The organism is Gordonia asplenii, assembly GCF_012933505.1.
Classification (GTDB): domain Bacteria; phylum Actinomycetota; class Actinomycetes; order Mycobacteriales; family Mycobacteriaceae; genus Gordonia; species Gordonia asplenii.
On sequence record NZ_JABBNB010000028.1, the window covers coordinates 46,795 to 62,251 of the forward strand.

The 15,457-nt window shown below is 67.6% G+C and carries 13 protein-coding genes; 12 read left to right on the forward strand and 1 reads right to left on the reverse strand.

Going from position 1 to position 15,457, the window contains the following annotated elements:
* The 9 genes from HH308_RS22050 to mce1N all read left to right on the forward strand — a co-directional run bounded on the left by HH308_RS22050 (window position 1) and on the right by mce1N (window position 10,265).
* Window positions 1-759 (forward strand): redox-sensing transcriptional repressor Rex, encoded by a 759-nt coding sequence (locus HH308_RS22050; RefSeq protein ID WP_170196403.1) that lies wholly within the window; start codon window positions 1-3, stop codon window positions 757-759.
* Entirely contained in the window at window positions 756-2,111 is a 1,356-nt protein-coding gene (locus tag HH308_RS22055; RefSeq protein WP_170196404.1) for a glutamyl-tRNA reductase, read from the forward strand. The genes HH308_RS22050 and HH308_RS22055 overlap by 4 nt, the downstream gene beginning before the upstream one ends.
* On the forward strand, window positions 2,111-3,034 hold the full coding sequence (gene hemC, locus HH308_RS22060) for a hydroxymethylbilane synthase (RefSeq protein WP_312870799.1): 924 nt from the start codon (window positions 2,111-2,113) through the stop codon (window positions 3,032-3,034). Before HH308_RS22055 ends, hemC begins: the two co-directional genes overlap by 1 nt.
* Window positions 3,035-3,108: 74 nt before the next feature.
* Entirely contained in the window at window positions 3,109-4,749 is a 1,641-nt protein-coding gene (locus HH308_RS22065; RefSeq protein ID WP_170196405.1) for a bifunctional uroporphyrinogen-III C-methyltransferase/uroporphyrinogen-III synthase, read from the forward strand.
* A 2-nt stretch (window positions 4,750-4,751) separates the two neighbouring features.
* On the forward strand, window positions 4,752-5,744 hold the full coding sequence (gene hemB, locus HH308_RS22070; RefSeq protein WP_170196406.1) for a porphobilinogen synthase: 993 nt from the start codon (window positions 4,752-4,754) through the stop codon (window positions 5,742-5,744).
* Between the two features lie 199 nt (window positions 5,745-5,943).
* Window positions 5,944-7,326 (forward strand): APC family permease, encoded by a 1,383-nt coding sequence (locus tag HH308_RS22075; RefSeq protein WP_170196407.1) that lies wholly within the window; start codon window positions 5,944-5,946, stop codon window positions 7,324-7,326.
* A gap of 1,277 nt (window positions 7,327-8,603) precedes the next feature.
* On the forward strand, window positions 8,604-9,251 hold the full coding sequence (locus HH308_RS22080; RefSeq protein WP_170196408.1) for a hypothetical protein: 648 nt from the start codon (window positions 8,604-8,606) through the stop codon (window positions 9,249-9,251).
* Window positions 9,241-9,648 carry a hypothetical protein gene (locus HH308_RS22085; protein ID WP_170196409.1) on the forward strand — a complete coding sequence of 136 codons (408 nt, stop codon included), beginning with the start codon at window positions 9,241-9,243 and terminating at the stop codon, window positions 9,646-9,648. Before HH308_RS22080 ends, HH308_RS22085 begins: the two co-directional genes overlap by 11 nt.
* Window positions 9,645-10,265, forward strand: a complete 621-nt coding sequence (gene mce1N, locus HH308_RS22090) for a transport-regulating membrane protein Mce1N (RefSeq protein ID WP_170196410.1) — start codon at window positions 9,645-9,647, stop codon at window positions 10,263-10,265. The genes HH308_RS22085 and mce1N overlap by 4 nt, the downstream gene beginning before the upstream one ends.
* Window positions 10,266-10,314: 49 nt before the next feature.
* Here the strand turns inward: mce1N and HH308_RS22095 are convergent, their stop codons facing one another.
* The gene (locus HH308_RS22095; RefSeq protein WP_170196411.1) at window positions 10,315-12,321 is read right to left on the reverse strand and encodes an acyl-CoA dehydrogenase family protein; all 2,007 of its coding nucleotides are present in this window, start codon (window positions 12,319-12,321) and stop codon (window positions 10,315-10,317) included.
* A 211-nt stretch (window positions 12,322-12,532) separates the two neighbouring features.
* Here HH308_RS22095 and HH308_RS22100 point away from each other — a divergent pair, with 211 nt between their 5' ends.
* From HH308_RS22100 to HH308_RS22110, 3 genes are read left to right on the forward strand one after another with little or no spacing between them, the layout of a single operon-like run.
* Window positions 12,533-13,447 carry an SGNH/GDSL hydrolase family protein gene (locus HH308_RS22100; protein WP_170196412.1) on the forward strand — a complete coding sequence of 305 codons (915 nt, stop codon included), beginning with the start codon at window positions 12,533-12,535 and terminating at the stop codon, window positions 13,445-13,447.
* A gap of 47 nt (window positions 13,448-13,494) precedes the next feature.
* Window positions 13,495-14,826: a glutamate-1-semialdehyde 2,1-aminomutase gene (gene hemL / locus HH308_RS22105; protein WP_170196413.1), complete on the forward strand. Its 1,332-nt coding sequence runs from the start codon at window positions 13,495-13,497 to the stop codon at window positions 14,824-14,826.
* A gap of 17 nt (window positions 14,827-14,843) precedes the next feature.
* Window positions 14,844-15,452, forward strand: coding sequence for a histidine phosphatase family protein (locus HH308_RS22110; RefSeq protein WP_170196451.1), 609 nt, complete (start codon window positions 14,844-14,846; stop codon window positions 15,450-15,452).
* Window positions 15,453-15,457 lie beyond the last annotated feature (5 nt).

Sequence of the window (15,457 nt, forward strand, 5' to 3'; positions counted from 1 at the left end):
ATGACAGCCTTGCCCGACGACAGCGCACCGACCCGAATTCCAGGGCCGGCGGTGGCCCGTCTGGCGCTATACCTGCACGTTCTGCGCAACTACAGCCTTCGTGGAATCGCCGTCGTGTCGAGCCCGCAGCTGGCGACGGCGGCCGGGGTCAATCCCGCGATTCTGCGCAAAGACCTCTCCTACGTCGGCGCCAACGGCGTGCGCGGCGTCGGCTACGACGTCGCCAAGCTCATCGGCCGCGTCTCGATGGCGCTGCACACCGACGACACTCACACCGTCGCGCTCGCGGGCACCGGCCGGTTGGGGCAGGCGCTGCTGGCGCATACCGGGATCGGGCGTGGCTTCACCGTCGCCGCGCTCTTCGACGACGACCCGACCCTGATCGGCACCACCCTGTCCGACGGTGGGCCGGTGGTCGCTCCGCTCGACGCCATCGCCGTCGCCGGGCACTGGGACATCGGAGTGATCGCGACCGGCGACGAGCGGGCCCAGCAGGCCTGCGACGCGTTCGTCGCGGCGGGCGTGCGGCAACTGCTCAACGTGACGGCGACAACTCTGCACATCCCCGATCAGACACCGGGCGTGGTGATCCGACAGGTTGATCTAGCCTTGGAGCTGCAGGTGTTGTCGTTCCAGGCCATGCACGCCCCCGATCGATTGGGCGTCGGGAACGATGCCGGCACCGGAAGCGAAGTGAATGGGTCGAAGCCGCCGCGCCGGGCGGCGGCGACCCGGTACAGGGAGACGATGACGTCGTGAGTGTTTTGTTGTTCGGTGTGTCGCACCGCAGTGCGCCGGTTGACGTGCTCGAACGCCTGGCCGTATCCGACCACGATCGCCCGAAGATCGTGGACAAACTGCTCGCCGGGCGGGCGGTGTCGGAGGCGATGGTCGTGTCGACCTGCAACCGTGTCGAGGTGTACGCGGTGGTCGACGCCTTCCACCCGGCCCTGGAGGCGGTGGGCGAAGTACTCGGGCAGCATTCCGGCATGACGATCAACGAGATGACCACCTACGCCTACGTGCGCTATTCCGAGGCCGCCGCCGAGCATCTGTTCAGCGTCGCGGCGGGGCTGGATTCGATGGTGGTCGGCGAACAGCAGATCCTCGGCCAGATCCGCAACGCCTACAGCAGCGCCGACGCCAACAAGAGTGCCGGGCGCGTGCTGCACGAGCTCGCCCAGCAGGCGCTGCGGGTCGGCAAACGCGTGCATTCGGAGACCGGCATCGACCGCGCCGGCGCCTCGGTGGTCTCGGTCGCCCTGCATCGCGGGCGGGCGATCGCCGGTCTCGACTACTCCTCGGCGGTCGTGCTCGGCGCGGGCGCGATGGGCGGGCTCGCGGCGGCCAACCTCGCCCGGGAGGGCATCGGAGATCTCACCGTCGTCAACCGCACCGTCGAAAAGGCGTCGCATCTCGCCGACAACGTGCGCACCAACCACGGCGTGCAAGCACGTGGGGTCGGCCTCGACGGACTCACCGAGGCGATGTCCGACGCCGACGTCGTGGTCACCTGCTCCGGATCGATCGGCGCTGTCGTCGGCGTCGGCGACGTGCACAAGGCGCTGGCGCGGCGCACCAAGTCGACGCCGCTGATCCTGTGCGATCTCGGCCTGCCGCGCAACATCGACCCGGCCGCCGCGCGACTGCCCGGCGTGCACGTCGTCGACATCGAGTCGCTGCGCGGCGACACCGAGACCCAGGCCGCCGAGAAGGACACCGAGGCGGCGCGGACCATCGTCGCGACCGAACTCGCCGACTACCTCACGAGCCAGCGTCAGGCCGAGGTGACGCCGACCGTCGCGGCCTTGCGCCAGCGCGCGGCCGACGTCGTCGAGGCGGAGATTCTGCGCCTCAATTCACGCCTGCCCGACCTCGACGACCCGCAGCGCGACGAGGTCGCAAAAGCTGTGCGGCGCGTCGTCGACAAGCTGCTGCATGCGCCGACGGTACGTGTCAAACAACTCGCCTCGACGCCGAACGGTGACCACTACGCAGAAGCGCTGCGTGAACTTTTTGAACTGAAACCCGGTGCGGCAGAATCGGTTTCGACCGCACCGACGACGACGCGGGAGCGGGCTCAATCGAGCGCCGCAGGGAGCAACGAGTAGTGATTCGGATTGGAACGCGCGGGTCGCTGTTGGCGACCACGCAGGCGGGGACCATCGCCAAGGCACTGACCGACGCCGGGCATCCGGCCGAGTTGGTGATCATCAAAACCGACGGCGACGCATCGGCCGCGCCGGTCGCCGAGATCGGCGTCGGAGTGTTCACGACGGCCATCCGCGTCGCGCTGCGCAACCGCGAAGTCGACGTCGCGGTGCACTCTTACAAAGACCTCCCGACGGCACCCGAACCGGACCTGGTGATCGCCGCCGTACCGCCGCGCGCCGACTCCCGGGATGCGCTGGTCAGCCGGGGCAACAAGGTCCTCGGCGAGCTGCCGCCGGGCTCGACCGTCGGAACCTCGGCGCCCCGGCGGATCGCACAGCTTAAAGCATTGGGTCTCGGTTTGGAAATCCGCCCCCTAAGAGGCAACCTAGATTCCAGGTTAGGCAAAGTCGCCAGCGGTGAACTCGACGCAGTCGTGGTTGCCAGGGCCGGTTTGGAGCGAATCGGGCGGACCGACGAGGTCGCCGAGGCGTTCGACCCGGTAGTTCTGCTACCGGCGCCGGCGCAGGGAGCTCTGGCCGTGGAGTGCCGCGGAGACGATGCCGAACTGGTGAGCATTCTCGCCACGTTGGACGACCCGTCCACCAGGGCGGCGATCGACGCCGAACGTGCAGTGCTGTCAGCCCTCGAGGCCGGCTGTACCGCACCCATCGGAGCGATCGCCGAGGTGGTCGAGTCACTCGACGACGATGGACGCATCTTCACCGAATTGTCGCTGATAGCGGCAGTCGCGGCGGAGGACGGGTCAGATGTGATCCGTCAGTCGCGGGTGGGGCCCGTCGATCAGCCGAGGCAACTGGGTGAGGCGCTCGCCGCGGAATTACTTGAGCTGGGAGCTGGAGAGCTCATCGGCGACAGGTAGCGGAACAGGGCTCGGCGGCGATGCCGGGCGAGCCCGAATACGGTAGCCCCGCGCGGGGCAGGAGAGTGCGACTCATGAGCCGGACGAAGAAGGCCACACCGGGACGGATTCTGTTCGTTGGTGCCGGGCCGGGGGATCCCGAGTTGCTGACCGTGCGTGCACGCGACGTCATCGCACACGCGACTGTGGCATTCATCGACCCCGATGTACCAGCGCCCGTCGTCGATCTGATCGGATCGGCCTACCGGCCGGATCCGGCGGAGAACCGTCGTGGCACCCGCAGGACCGATACCCGCAAGGGCGACGCCGCCGACGAGGCGACCGAATCCGACGTCGAGGAACCCGCATACACCGTGCACCCGGCGCTGGGGGACCCCGCCGAGGTCGCCAAGACCCTGGTCACCGCGGCCCGCAACGGCGACGACGTGGTGCGAGTGGTCGCCGGTGACCCGCTGACCACCAACTCGGTCCTCGCCGAGGTCACCGCGGTGACCCGGACGTCGGTCGTCTTCGAAGTCCTGCCCGGACTGCCCGCCGGATCGGTCGTCCCGAGCTATGCGGGCATGCCGCTGGGATCGGGCTACACCGTCGCCGACGTCCGCGGCGAGGTCGACTGGGCCGCTCTGGCAGCTGCTCCCGGCCCGCTGGTGCTGCACGCGACGTCGGGGCATCTTGCCGAGACCGCGAGCGCGCTGACCGAGCACGGCCTCGCTCCGCAGACGCCGGTCGCCATCACCATCAACGGCACCACCTGCGCACAACGCACCATCGAGGCGACGCTGGCCACCCTCAACGAGCAGGGCAACGCGATCTCCGGCCCGATGGTGCTCACCATCGGCAAGGTCGTCGGGCAGCGCGGAAAGATGTCGTGGTGGGAGTCGCGCGCCCTGTACGGCTGGACGGTGCTGGTGCCGCGCACCAAGGATCAGGCCGCCGACATGAGCGAACGCCTGGTGACCCACGGCGCGATTCCGAAGGAAGTCCCCACCATCGCCGTCGAGCCGCCGCGCTCGCCCGCACAGATGGAACGCGCCGTCAAGGGACTCGTCGACGGCCGCTACCAGTGGGTCGTGTTCACCTCGACCAACGCGGTGCGCGCCGTGTGGGAGAAGTTCGCCGAGTTCGGCCTCGACGCCCGCGCGTTCTCCGGCGTGAAGATCGCCTGCGTCGGTGAAGCCACGGCGGACAAGGTGCGCTCGTTCGGCATCAACCCCGAACTGGTCCCGTCCGGCGAACAGTCGTCGCTCGGCCTGCTGGAAGACTTCCCGCCCTACGACGAGGTCTTCGACCCGGTCAACCGAGTCCTGTTGCCGCGCGCCGACATCGCCACCGAAACGCTGTCGGAGGGCCTGCGCGACCGCGGCTGGGAGATCGACGACGTCACCGCCTACCGCACCGTGCGGGCGGCCCCGCCACCGGCCGAGACCCGCGAGATGATCAAGACCGGCGGATTCGACGCCGTCTGCTTCACCTCGTCGTCGACGGTCCGCAACCTCGTCGGTATCGCCGGAAAGCCGCACGCGCGCACCATCGTTGCGTGTATCGGCCCGAAGACCGCGGAAACCGCAACGGAATTCGGGCTGCGCGTCGACGTGCGCCCGGAGACCGCGTCGGTCCCCGACCTCGTGGAAGCCCTTGCGGCACATGCGGCCCGGCTCCGCGCCGAGGGAGCACTGCCTCCTCCGCGCAAGAAGTCGCGTCGGTCGCGGTCGTAGTCGTGGCCCCGGTGATCCGCCCGCGGCGGTTGCGCTCCACCGCGGCTGTTCGACGCCTCGTCGCCGAAACCCGGCTGGCGCCAAGTGAATTGGTGCTGCCGATGTTCGTCGCCGACGGCCTCGACGAGCCGCGGGAGATCTCCTCGATGCCCGGCGTCGTGCAGCACACCGAAGACTCGCTGCGTCGGGCCGCCGCGGCGGCCGTCGAGGCCGGTGTCGGCGGGCTGATGCTGTTCGGTGTGCCGTCGCCCGACGCCAAGGACGCGACCGGCTCGCAGGCCGACGCGGCCGACGGCGTGCTCAACCGCGCATTGTCGTTGTTGCGCAACGACTTAGGCGAGCGCACCGTGCTGATGGCCGACACCTGCCTGGACGAGTTCACCGATCACGGACACTGTGGCGTGCTCGACGCGCGGGGTCGGGTGGACAACGACGCCACTCTCGACCGGTACGTCGCGATGTCGTTGGCGCAGGCGCGTGCCGGAGCGCACATGTTGGGCCCCAGCGGCATGATGGACGGGCAGGTCGGCGTGATCCGCGCGGCGCTCGACGCCGAAGGATTCACCGACACAGCGATTCTCGCCTACACGGCCAAGTACGCGTCGGCGTTCTACGGTCCGTTCCGCGAAGCCGTCGGATCGTCGTTACAGGGGGATCGTCGGACCTACCAACAGGATTCGGCTAATCGCACCGAGGCACTGCGGGAACTGTCCCTCGACCTCGCCGAGGGCGCCGACATCGTCATGGTCAAGCCGGCGATGAGCTACCTCGACATCGTGCGCGACGTCGCCGAGATCGCCGACGTCCCCGTCGCCGCCTACCAGATCAGCGGCGAGTACTCGATGATCACCGCGGCCGCCGAGCGAGGCTGGATCGACCGTGACGCCGCCATCCTGGAATCGCTGACCTCGATCCGCCGCGCCGGCGCATCGATCATCCTGACCTACTGGGCGACCGAAGTCGCGGGCTGGCTGAGTTCGCCCGCCGCTGGTTGAGCTGGGCCACCCGCGCGCCGACGTCGCCCGCCACGCACCGACGTCAGCCTGCGTTCGTTGTGTAACCCACCGCGAGCCGAATAGGACCAAACGGGAACTCTCTCGTCCCGCAGCACCATCGACAGATCGTTAAAAATTTTCTCGACGAATTGCCGAAATGTCGATCACGCGACGTGGTGTCCTGGGTCACAATGCGTGAATGACATCGGACCACATCACGCCTAGCGACGTCGTCAGCGCGCCCGCCGACGGTTCTCCAACGGTTACCCAGCCCCATCTCAAGCGCGTTCTCACGCTCCCGTCGCTCGTCCTCTTCGGCATCGTGTACATGGTTCCGTTGACGGTGTTCAGCACCTACGGCATCGTCACGCAGGAGACCGGCGGCCGGCTGCCGCTGGCGTATCTCGTGACGCTGGTGGTCATGTCGTTCACCGCGTGGTCCTACGGTGCGATGTCGCGCGAGTACCCGGTCGCCGGCTCCGCATACGCGTACGCGACCAACACCTTCGGCGGCAACGTCGGATTCGCGTCCGGGTGGTCGCTGCTGATGGACTACATGTTCCTGCCGATGATCAACTACCTGATCATCGGCATCTATTTGCACGCCGAGTTCGAAGCGATTCCCGCCTGGGTCTTCGTCCTCGTATCGATCGCGCTGGTCACCGTCCTCAACGTGGTCGGCATCACCAGCGTCGACCGCGTGAGCAAACTGATAGTCCTGGTCCAGTCGGTGTTCATTGTCGTCTTCGTGGTGATGTCGGTCAAAACCATCGCCGGCGGCCCTGCCCCGAATGTCATGGCGCCGTTCACCGGCGACCACGGCGGCATCGCGCCGATCCTCGCGGGCTCCGCCGTACTGTGTCTGTCCTTCCTCGGATTCGACGCCGTGTCTACGCTCTCCGAGGAGGCCAAACACCCCAAGCGCGACGTCCCGCGCGCAATCGTGCTCACGACACTCGCCGCGGGCATCATCTTCATCGGACTGTCTTACCTCGCGCACCTCGACTTCCCGAGCCACAAGTTCGCCGACCCCGATTCCGGTGCACTCGACGTCATGACCGCGGCCGGCGGCAACTTCCTCGCCAACTTCTTCACCGCCGCCGCCATCGCCGGGGCACTCGGCTCGGCGCTCACTTCTCAAGCATCGGTCTCCCGCATCCTCTACTCCATGGGCCGCGACAACGTGTTGCCACGCAAGGTCTTCGGCATGCTGTCGCCGCGATTCCTGACACCCGTCAACGCCGTCCTCATCGTCTCCGTGGTGTCGCTGCTCGCCGTCGTACTGGATCTGACGACCCTGGCGTCGATGATCAGCTTCGGGGCGCTGGTCGCCTTCTCCGTAGTCAACCTGGCGGTCATCAAGCACTACATCTTCGACAGCGGGCGCCGCGACCCGATGTCGATGGTGGTCTACGGGCTCGTACCGCTCATCGGCTTCGGCCTGACCATCTGGCTGTGGACCAGCCTGTCGCCGACGGCACTCATCGTCGGACTGGTGTGGCTCGGCGTCGGAATCACCTACCTCGCCGTTCTGACCCGCGGCTTCCGTCGTCCGCCGCCGAGCATGGAGGTCGATCACTAGGGATTGTCGCGGCTAACGGTATTGATATCTTGCGCGCACCCTGCTTCGCCGCATCCTACTGGTTGAGCGAGGCGAAGCCGAGTCGAAGCCACTGTGACGCTGCGGGTTGCGTCATTGCCGGCCGGTGGGGTTTCGACTCGCTCCGCTCGCTCAACCTGGATTCACCGATGGAGAACTCATCTCGCTGGTTGAGCCGGACGAGCGCCGTGCTGAGCGAGGCGCTAGCCGAGTCCGTGTCGAAACCTCTCAGCCACAACGACTTTCGACGGTCCGCGCCAATATCGCGATGTCACCCGGCAAGTGTCGCGTGTGCACCCTTCGGATGCACACGCCTCGATGTTCGATTCCATCGCAGTTCGACAAGTGCGCTGCAATCAAATGCATTGTGGTACAGGGGTTTCGACGCGCTCGTCGCTAGCGCTCCTCGCGGCTCAACCAGCGGAGAGGGCCCACCATCGGCGGATCAAGGCTCAACCGGCAGAGGAACGCAACGTCGTATCGGGGCACCGTTGGCGGTCTTGCCAGGGCAAGGTTGATGGACTCGTGTCTCTTGCGCACCAGTGGTATCAACGAATCGTTCTACCCCCGGACCAGGGTGTCGACTCGCGTCTGGGGCCGCGCCACGGCCGAGTTCGCGCTGCGGTAGTGCGTTCACGCTGCGGTAGTCGAACTGCCGCTGTGGTAACTCGTTTCCGCGGACGTAACCACCGCAGCGGGAGGAGATTACGGTGGCGCGAATTCGGTTACCGCAGTGTGAATTTGCTACCGCAGTGGGAACGACTCGCCCACGAACAATCCTGCTGCGGTGCCCCAGCAGCGTCGCGGCGGCAGTGTCCGACGCAAGCCGGGCCGCCGAGGTCCCCAATCACCCCCCCGGTTCCAGGGACTTTGCAACTGACACCGCGCGGTCGGCGCGACGCCGACTCCCGCGCCGAACACTCACATGACAACCCCGACTTGCAGCAGTCACACAACCCCCATCCGACCCAGCAGCGGCATCTTAGCTACGCGCACAATCCGTTCGGAGCATTGTGAAGCAGCTCGATTCTGCCCTTGGTGATCTGCTATTTCTGCAGACTTCTGACGCCGGTTATGGGTGTGGTGCGCTGGCATCGTCGGGTTGCGTTGGTTTCGACACGGGGCTTCGCTAGCGCTCCGACCCGGCTCAACCAGCGGAGTGCACGACCCGCACTCGCTCACCTCGCTCGACGACCCACCAGCCCCGCCCGACCAACCGACCCGGCAACCCGGCGCGGCGACCCACTACCCTGGTCACTATGTCTTCACCGCTCTACCCGGCGTCGCCGCCGCCGGGGTTCGTTCCGGCGCCCGCACAACCGCCGAAACGGCCCAAGTTGGTCGAGTCGATGGCCATCGCCACCGAGCTGTGGTTGGTGGTGATCGTCGCGCGGGTCGTGGCCGAAATCGGCCAGGTATCGGCGGTCAAGGCGATGTTCGCCGACCAGATCGCCAACGCACCGAAGGACACTCCAAAGGAAACTCTGGATGTGTGGCAGACGATGTCGAGCACGGGCTTCGTCGTCGCGATGCTCATCGTGGGTGCGGTGATCGTCGGTACCCTCACCCTGCTGCTGATGTGGTTCGCGCGCAAGGGCTACAACATCGCACGACTGCTGTTGGCCGGTGCCAGCATGTACGTCGTCGTGTCGATGATCTGGGAGCTGTTGATCCTCGGCGTGCAACCGCGGTGGGTAGCAGTGCCGCTGATCGTCGCGGGAGTCGCCGGCGGTGGGGCGCTCGTCGCGTTGATGCGCCGCGACACCGAGACCTGGTGCGCGGATATGGCGTTGTTCCGTCGACAGTCCAAAGTGATCGCGGCGATGCCCGCCGCGCCGATGTGGCCGCCGATGCCCGCCACACCGCCCGCCCGCAACGAACAGGAGTACGACCAACGTGACCGGTGAACAAGAGTCGACGCGCCCGACGCAGGTGCTCTGGGCACTACGACTATGGGTCACGTCGGGGACGGTCCTCGCCGCGCTCGGCCTGGTGACGCTGGTGGCCGGGGCGATCAAGGTGTTCGGTGAGACGATCGCCATCGGCGTGATCCTCACCCTCATCGGGGCGGGATACTGCGTGGCCGCGCGCAAACTCGCGATCGCGCACGACCTACGCGTTCGGTCGTCGCTGGCGGTCACCTCGCTGGTGGTCGTCGTCCTGCTGCTGATGGCATCGCTGCTGATCCACGGTGCCGCGTTGTTCCCCATCGCGCTGGTCGTCGCACTGATCGGCCTATTCGGCTCACTGCTGGCCTATCGACCCGAATCCGAGGCATGGTTCGCGCAGGAGGACGGCAAATGACCGCGGGGGAGGAGCGCGACGACGCCGACGTCGACTCGACGACGAGCCAGCCCGACGTCGACTCGACGACGAGCCGGCCCGACGTCGAGCAGTCGTCGGACGAGAACGACGCCGACGTCGAGGCCGCAGCAGTGCCCGACGAACCCGTCGACCCGGGCGAGACCCTCTTCCACGAATCCGGGGGAAGCTGGCTGGCCGTGCTGGTCGGCCCGGTGCTCGTGATCGTGGTGCTGATCTTGGAGATCACCGGTCCCGGGCAGGTGCACTGGCCGATCCTGGCGATCTTCTTCGTGATCCTCGGCGGATTCGGCTGGATCCAGCGGTTCGCCGCGCAGCAGCACACCAGTGTGACGCTCACCGAGCGGACGCTGCGACAGGGCACCCAGACCATCGACCTCGCCGACATCGCGAAGATCTACCCGGCCAACAACTCCGCCGAGCCCAAGGATTGGGAATCGGCGCCGGCGCTGGGTGAGCTGTCCGGCGTCCCCCGACGCCGCAAGGGCATCGGCGTGAAGCTGGCGGACGGGCGGCTCAAACAGGCGTGGGCGCGCAACGACGAGGTGTTCCGCTCAGAACTGACCCAGGCGTGGCAGGCGGTGAAGATGGGGCTGTGACGCGCCCCATCTCCCCATCCGTGCTGCAGCCTCTATCCGCTCTCCAGCCCTATCCGTGCTCCAGCATCGGGGCCGTCAACAGCGCTTCGGGAATGCCGAACGCGTCCACCAGCGTCTGTGCGTGTGGCCGCAGATCGGCGCACAGCTCGTTGACGCCGCGTCGAATCGCCTTGGCCCGCTCCGTGGACACATGCCGGTGCATCAAGAACCACGACAGATCCTCTTCCAGCGCCGAGTAGACGAACAGATCGCAGACCTTGTCGAGCAGCTCGGCGGCCGAGCGGGAATCGCATTCGGCGATGGCGCCGATGAACGACTCCAGCACGATCCGCTCGACATGCGCCTGCCCGACTTTGAGCAGGTGATCCTGGGCGTTGTTGAACACGTCGAACGGGTCGGACTCATCGTCGTTCGCCCGGCGCAGCCGTTGGGCGCAGGTCCGCACGAGGTGGTCCTCGCGGTTGCGGAACAGCCGCAGCTGCGTGCCGCGATGACTCAGCGCGGAGTCTTCGGGGTCCTCGTCGGAGTCGTCGAGGATGGTCTGAATCACTTGTCGCGCAGCGGTTTTCTCCGCGACGACGTCGCGCGCCATGCCCGCGACGAAGCGTACCCAGCCGGTCGCCGACAGACCGCGCACGTCGTCGCCGTACGACGTCAACAGTTCCTTGCCGACGAGTTGGGTGAGGACGGTGTTGTCGCCCTCGAAGGTGGTGAAGACGTCGATGTCGCCGCGCATCAACGACAGCTGGTTCTCGTCGAGATAGCCTGCGCCGCCGCATGCTTCGCGGCTGACGTTGATGGCGTGACTGGCGTGCCAGGTGGAGTACGCCTTGAGTCCGGCGGCCCAACTCTCCAGGCGCCGTTGACGTTTGGCGTCTTTGCGGTTCGGCTCGCCGCTGCCCAGGTTGAGCGACCCGACGTCGTGCAGTTCTGCCGTGAGGTCGTTCTGGGCGAAGGCGATCGCATACGACTTCGCGATCAGCGGCAGCAGCTTGCGCTGATGTGCTCGGTAGTCCATGATCGTCACCTCCTCCTGCTCACCGGGGGCGTCGAACTGCTTGCGCAGCAACGCATACCGCGTCGCCAGGGTCAGTGCCTTGCGGGCGGTCGCGCCGCCCGTCGCGCCCACGCTCACCCGCCCGCGGATCAGCGTGCCCAGCATCGTGAAGAAGCGTCGATTGGTGTTCTCGATCGGCGACGAATACGTTCCGTCGGCTGCGACGTCGCCGTACTTGTTGAGCAGATTCTCCGCGGGGATGCGGACCGAATCGAACATGATGCGACCGTTGTCGACGGCGCGCAGTCCGCCTTTGTAGCCGCAATCGCCGGTGGTGATACCCGGTAGGTCGGCGCCGGCGTCGTCGCGGATCGGCACGATGAAGCAGTGCACGCCGCGCCCGGTCGGCTCCTCACCCGGGCCGCCGGTGATCAGCTGCGCGAAAACCGCTGCGACGCGGGCATGTTCGGCCGCACCGCCGATATAGTCTTTGCGCGCCGACGGCGTGGGCGAGTGGATGACGAACTCGCCGGTCGCCGCGTCATAGGTCGCGGTGGTCTCCAGTGCCTGCACGTTGGAGCCGTGACCGGTCTCGGTCATGGCGAAACAGCCCAGCAGGTCCAGGTTGATCAGGTCGGCGACGTAGCGGTCGTGATGGCGTTTGGTGCCCAGATTCTCGACGGCCCCGCCGAACAGACCCCACTGCACCCCCGACTTCACCATCAACGACAGATCCGCGTACCCGATCATCTCGATCGCCGAGATCGACGCCCCGACGTCGCCGGTACCGCCGTGCTCGGTGCGAAACCCCGCCGCCGCGAAGTTCAACGACGACAGTTCACGCATCTCCCGAAGGATGTTCGCCCTCGCCTCTTCGAGCGTCCGCGACGGGTCGGGCAGCAGATCGGCCCGGTCGAGCCCGGCGCGCAGCTCATCGCGGGTGGCTCGCCAGCGGCCGTCGAGCGCGGCCCGCAGACCCTCGCCGACGACGCCGGACTCGGCGGCCGGACTGGTGGTGGAAGTGATGGTCGACGATCCTGCGGAGTCTGCGGAAGCCATGGCTGTAACCGTACGCAACGTCGGCGTCGAGAGGGTGCACCCCGCGAAATGGGGAAGTCGAAAATCACCTGGAACCGAATCGACCCCCGCTGCGTCCAATAGTGGTCGGAACTGACTCCGACGCCTAGAGATGACCCTGACGGTCGGGACGGGCACGTGCCAATAGAGGGGTTGGCATGAGCCCGCTCCGATCGTCGGTACCGTGCAAGGCATGCGCAGACTTCTGATCGCGGCGGTGGCGGTCGCCGCCCTGACGATCGGTGGGTGCGCGCCCGGCACCGGGCCGGGCCCGTCGTCGAGCAGGCAGACAGCGCCGACAACCTCGGCGCAGACAACGCCGGCCGAGCCCACGTCCGCCGCCTACGTCCACCTCGGCGACAGTTACGCCGCGGGATCGGGGGTCACCCCGCTCGTCGAAGACTCCGACCTGCTGTGCCTGCGGTCACAACGAAACTTCGGGGAAATCATTGCGGCACAACGTCACTCGCAGTACCCGACGTTCCGCGACGTCGCCTGCGCGGGTGCGACGACGGCCGATCTGTCCGCGTCGCAGCATCCCGGCGTCGCGCCGCAACTCGACGCCCTCGGCCCCGACACGCGACTCGTCACGCTGATGCTCGGCGGCAACGACGGCGGCACCTTCGGCTCCGCGGTCGCCGACTGTTCGGGCGTCGTCGCCGACGACCCCGCCGGATCGCCCTGCCGCAGCCGATACGGCTCGCGGTTCGCCGACTACGTCACGACGACGACCCGTCCCGCCCTGGTGCGAGCGCTCGCGGCCATCCGGGGCAGGGCGCCGTCGGCGCGGGTGGTGATCGTCGGCTACCCGTGGCTGCTCCCGCCGACGTCGGGCTGCTACCCGACGATGCGGATCGCGACGGGCGACGTCGGCTACCTGCGGACGCTGCAGGCCACGCTCGACGACGCCGCGCGTGCCGCGGCCGCGCAGACCGGCGCGACCTTCGTGAGCATGGCGACGGTATCGGAAGGCCACGATGCCTGCGCCGGCGCGCAGCGCCGCTGGGTGGAGCCGATGGTCGGAGCCACCACGACGGTGACGCTGCACCCCAATGCGGCGGGTCAGCGGGCGCTAGCAGCTGCGACGCTCGCGGCGCTGGGGTCCTGACCAGGTCGAATTGGGTGTTCCGGCGTCGATTTGGAACACTGGAGGCCGTGACTCAACCCCCCGCTGCCACCGAGCGTTCCGCCGAACTCTTCTCTCGCGCCGCAGCGGCGATTCCCGGTGGGGTGAATTCTCCGGTTCGGGCGTTCTCCGCGGTCGGCGGGACTCCGCGGTTCATCAGCTCCGCCAGCGGCTGCCGACTCGTCGACGCCGACGGCAACTCCTATGTCGACCTCGTCAGTTCTTGGGGGCCGATGATCCTCGGCCACGCCCATCCCGCCGTCGTCGACGCCGTGCAGCGTGCTGCGACCACCGGGCTGTCCTTCGGGGCGCCGACCGAGGCCGAGGTGGAGCTCGCCGAAGAGATCATCGCCCGCGTCGACCCGGTCGAACGCGTCCGGCTGGTCAACTCCGGTACTGAAGCCACCATGTCGGCGGTGCGGCTGGCCCGCGGATTCACCGGCCGTTCCAAGATCATCAAGTTCTCCGGCTGCTATCACGGGCACGTCGACGCACTGCTCGCCGACGCCGGGTCGGGCGTCGCGACGCTGGGCCTGCCGACGTCGCCGGGCGTGACCGGCGCGGCCGCGCACGACACGATCGTGTTGCCCTACAACGACATTCAAGCCGTCACCGCGGCCTTCGCCGAGCACGGCGACGAGATCGCCGCGGTCATCACCGAGGCGGCGGCGGGCAACATGGGCGCCATCGCCCCGGTGAGGGGCTTCAACGCGGCACTGCGCGGACTCACCGCCCGCCACGGTGCATTGCTGATCATCGACGAGGTGATGACCGGCTTCCGAGTCAGCCCGGCCGGCTGGTTCGGCCTCGAAGGCGTCAGCGGCGACCTCTACACCTTCGGCAAGGTGATGAGCGGTGGCCTGCCCGCCGCGGCATTCGGTGGCCGGGCCGAGATCATGGCCTCCCTCGCGCCCACCGGCCCGGTCTATCAGGCCGGCACCCTGTCGGGAAACCCCGTCGCCGTCGCGGCCGGCCTCGCGACGCTGCGCCACGCCGACGCCGACACCTACCTGACCCTCGACCGGAATGCTGAACGCATCGGCACGATGATCGGTGACGCGCTCACCGCCGCGGGTGTCAGCCACCGCGTCCAGTACGCGGGCAACCTGTTCAGCGTCTTCTTCACCGACGACCCGGACACCGCCATCGTCGACTACGCCGGCGTCAAGGCCACCCAGACCTGGCGGTTCGCGCCGTTCTTCCACGCACTGCTCGACGCCGGGGTGTACCCGCCGCCGAGTGCTTTCGAAGCATGGTTCGTCAACGCGGCACTCGACGACGCCGCGTTCGACGCCATCGCCGCAGCACTGCCACGCGCTGCGCAAGCCGCAGCGGCCGCAACCGGAGGGGAACCGAAGTGACGAAAACCATCGTGCACATGATGCGACACGGTGAGGTGTTCAATCCCGACGGCATCCTCTACGGGCGCCTGCCGGGATTCCGTCTGTCCGACAAGGGCCGCGCGCAGGCGAAGCTGGTCGCCGATTCGCTCGCCGACCATGACATCGCCGCCGTCTTCGCCTCGCCGCTGCAGCGCGCGCAGGAGACCGCCACCCCGATCGCGGCCGCGCACGGCCTCGACATCATCACCAACGACGATCTCATCGAAGCCGACAACGTCTTCGAGGGACTCAAGGTGTCCGTCGGCGACGGCGCGCTGTCCAAGCCCCGACACTGGCCCAAACTGCGCGACCCGTTCACGCCGTCGTGGGGCGAGCCCTATATCCAGCTCGCGCACCGCATGCTCGCCGCGGCCAGCAAGGCCCGCGACACCGCACGCGGCCACGAAGTGGTGTGCGTCAGCCATCAGCTGCCGGTGTACACCCTGCGTCGCTTCCTCGAAGGACAGCGGCTCTGGCACGACCCACGGCGTCGGCAATGCTCGCTGGCCTCGCTGACCAGCCTGATCTACGACGACGACGCCCTGATCGACATCATCTACTCGGAGCCGGCCGGCACGTCTGACCCGCTGGTCATGGGAGCGTGAGCGGT

Bases quoted from the DNA above. Each gene is read 5' to 3' on its own strand.
- HH308_RS22075 (WP_170196407.1), top strand. From the start codon at position 5,944: ATGACATCGGACCACATCACGCCTAGCGACGTCGTCAGCGCGCCCGCC.
- HH308_RS22050 (WP_170196403.1), top strand. From the start codon at position 1: ATGACAGCCTTGCCCGACGACAGCGCACCGACCCGAATTCCAGGGCCG.
- mce1N (WP_170196410.1), top strand. From the start codon at position 9,645: ATGACCGCGGGGGAGGAGCGCGACGACGCCGACGTCGACTCGACGACG.
- HH308_RS22100 (WP_170196412.1), top strand. From the start codon at position 12,533: ATGCGCAGACTTCTGATCGCGGCGGTGGCGGTCGCCGCCCTGACGATC.
- HH308_RS22065 (WP_170196405.1), top strand. From the start codon at position 3,109: ATGAGCCGGACGAAGAAGGCCACACCGGGACGGATTCTGTTCGTTGGT.
- HH308_RS22080 (WP_170196408.1), top strand. From the start codon at position 8,604: ATGTCTTCACCGCTCTACCCGGCGTCGCCGCCGCCGGGGTTCGTTCCG.
- HH308_RS22095 (WP_170196411.1), bottom strand. From the start codon at position 12,321: ATGGCTTCCGCAGACTCCGCAGGATCGTCGACCATCACTTCCACCACC.
- HH308_RS22110 (WP_170196451.1), top strand. From the start codon at position 14,844: ATGATGCGACACGGTGAGGTGTTCAATCCCGACGGCATCCTCTACGGG.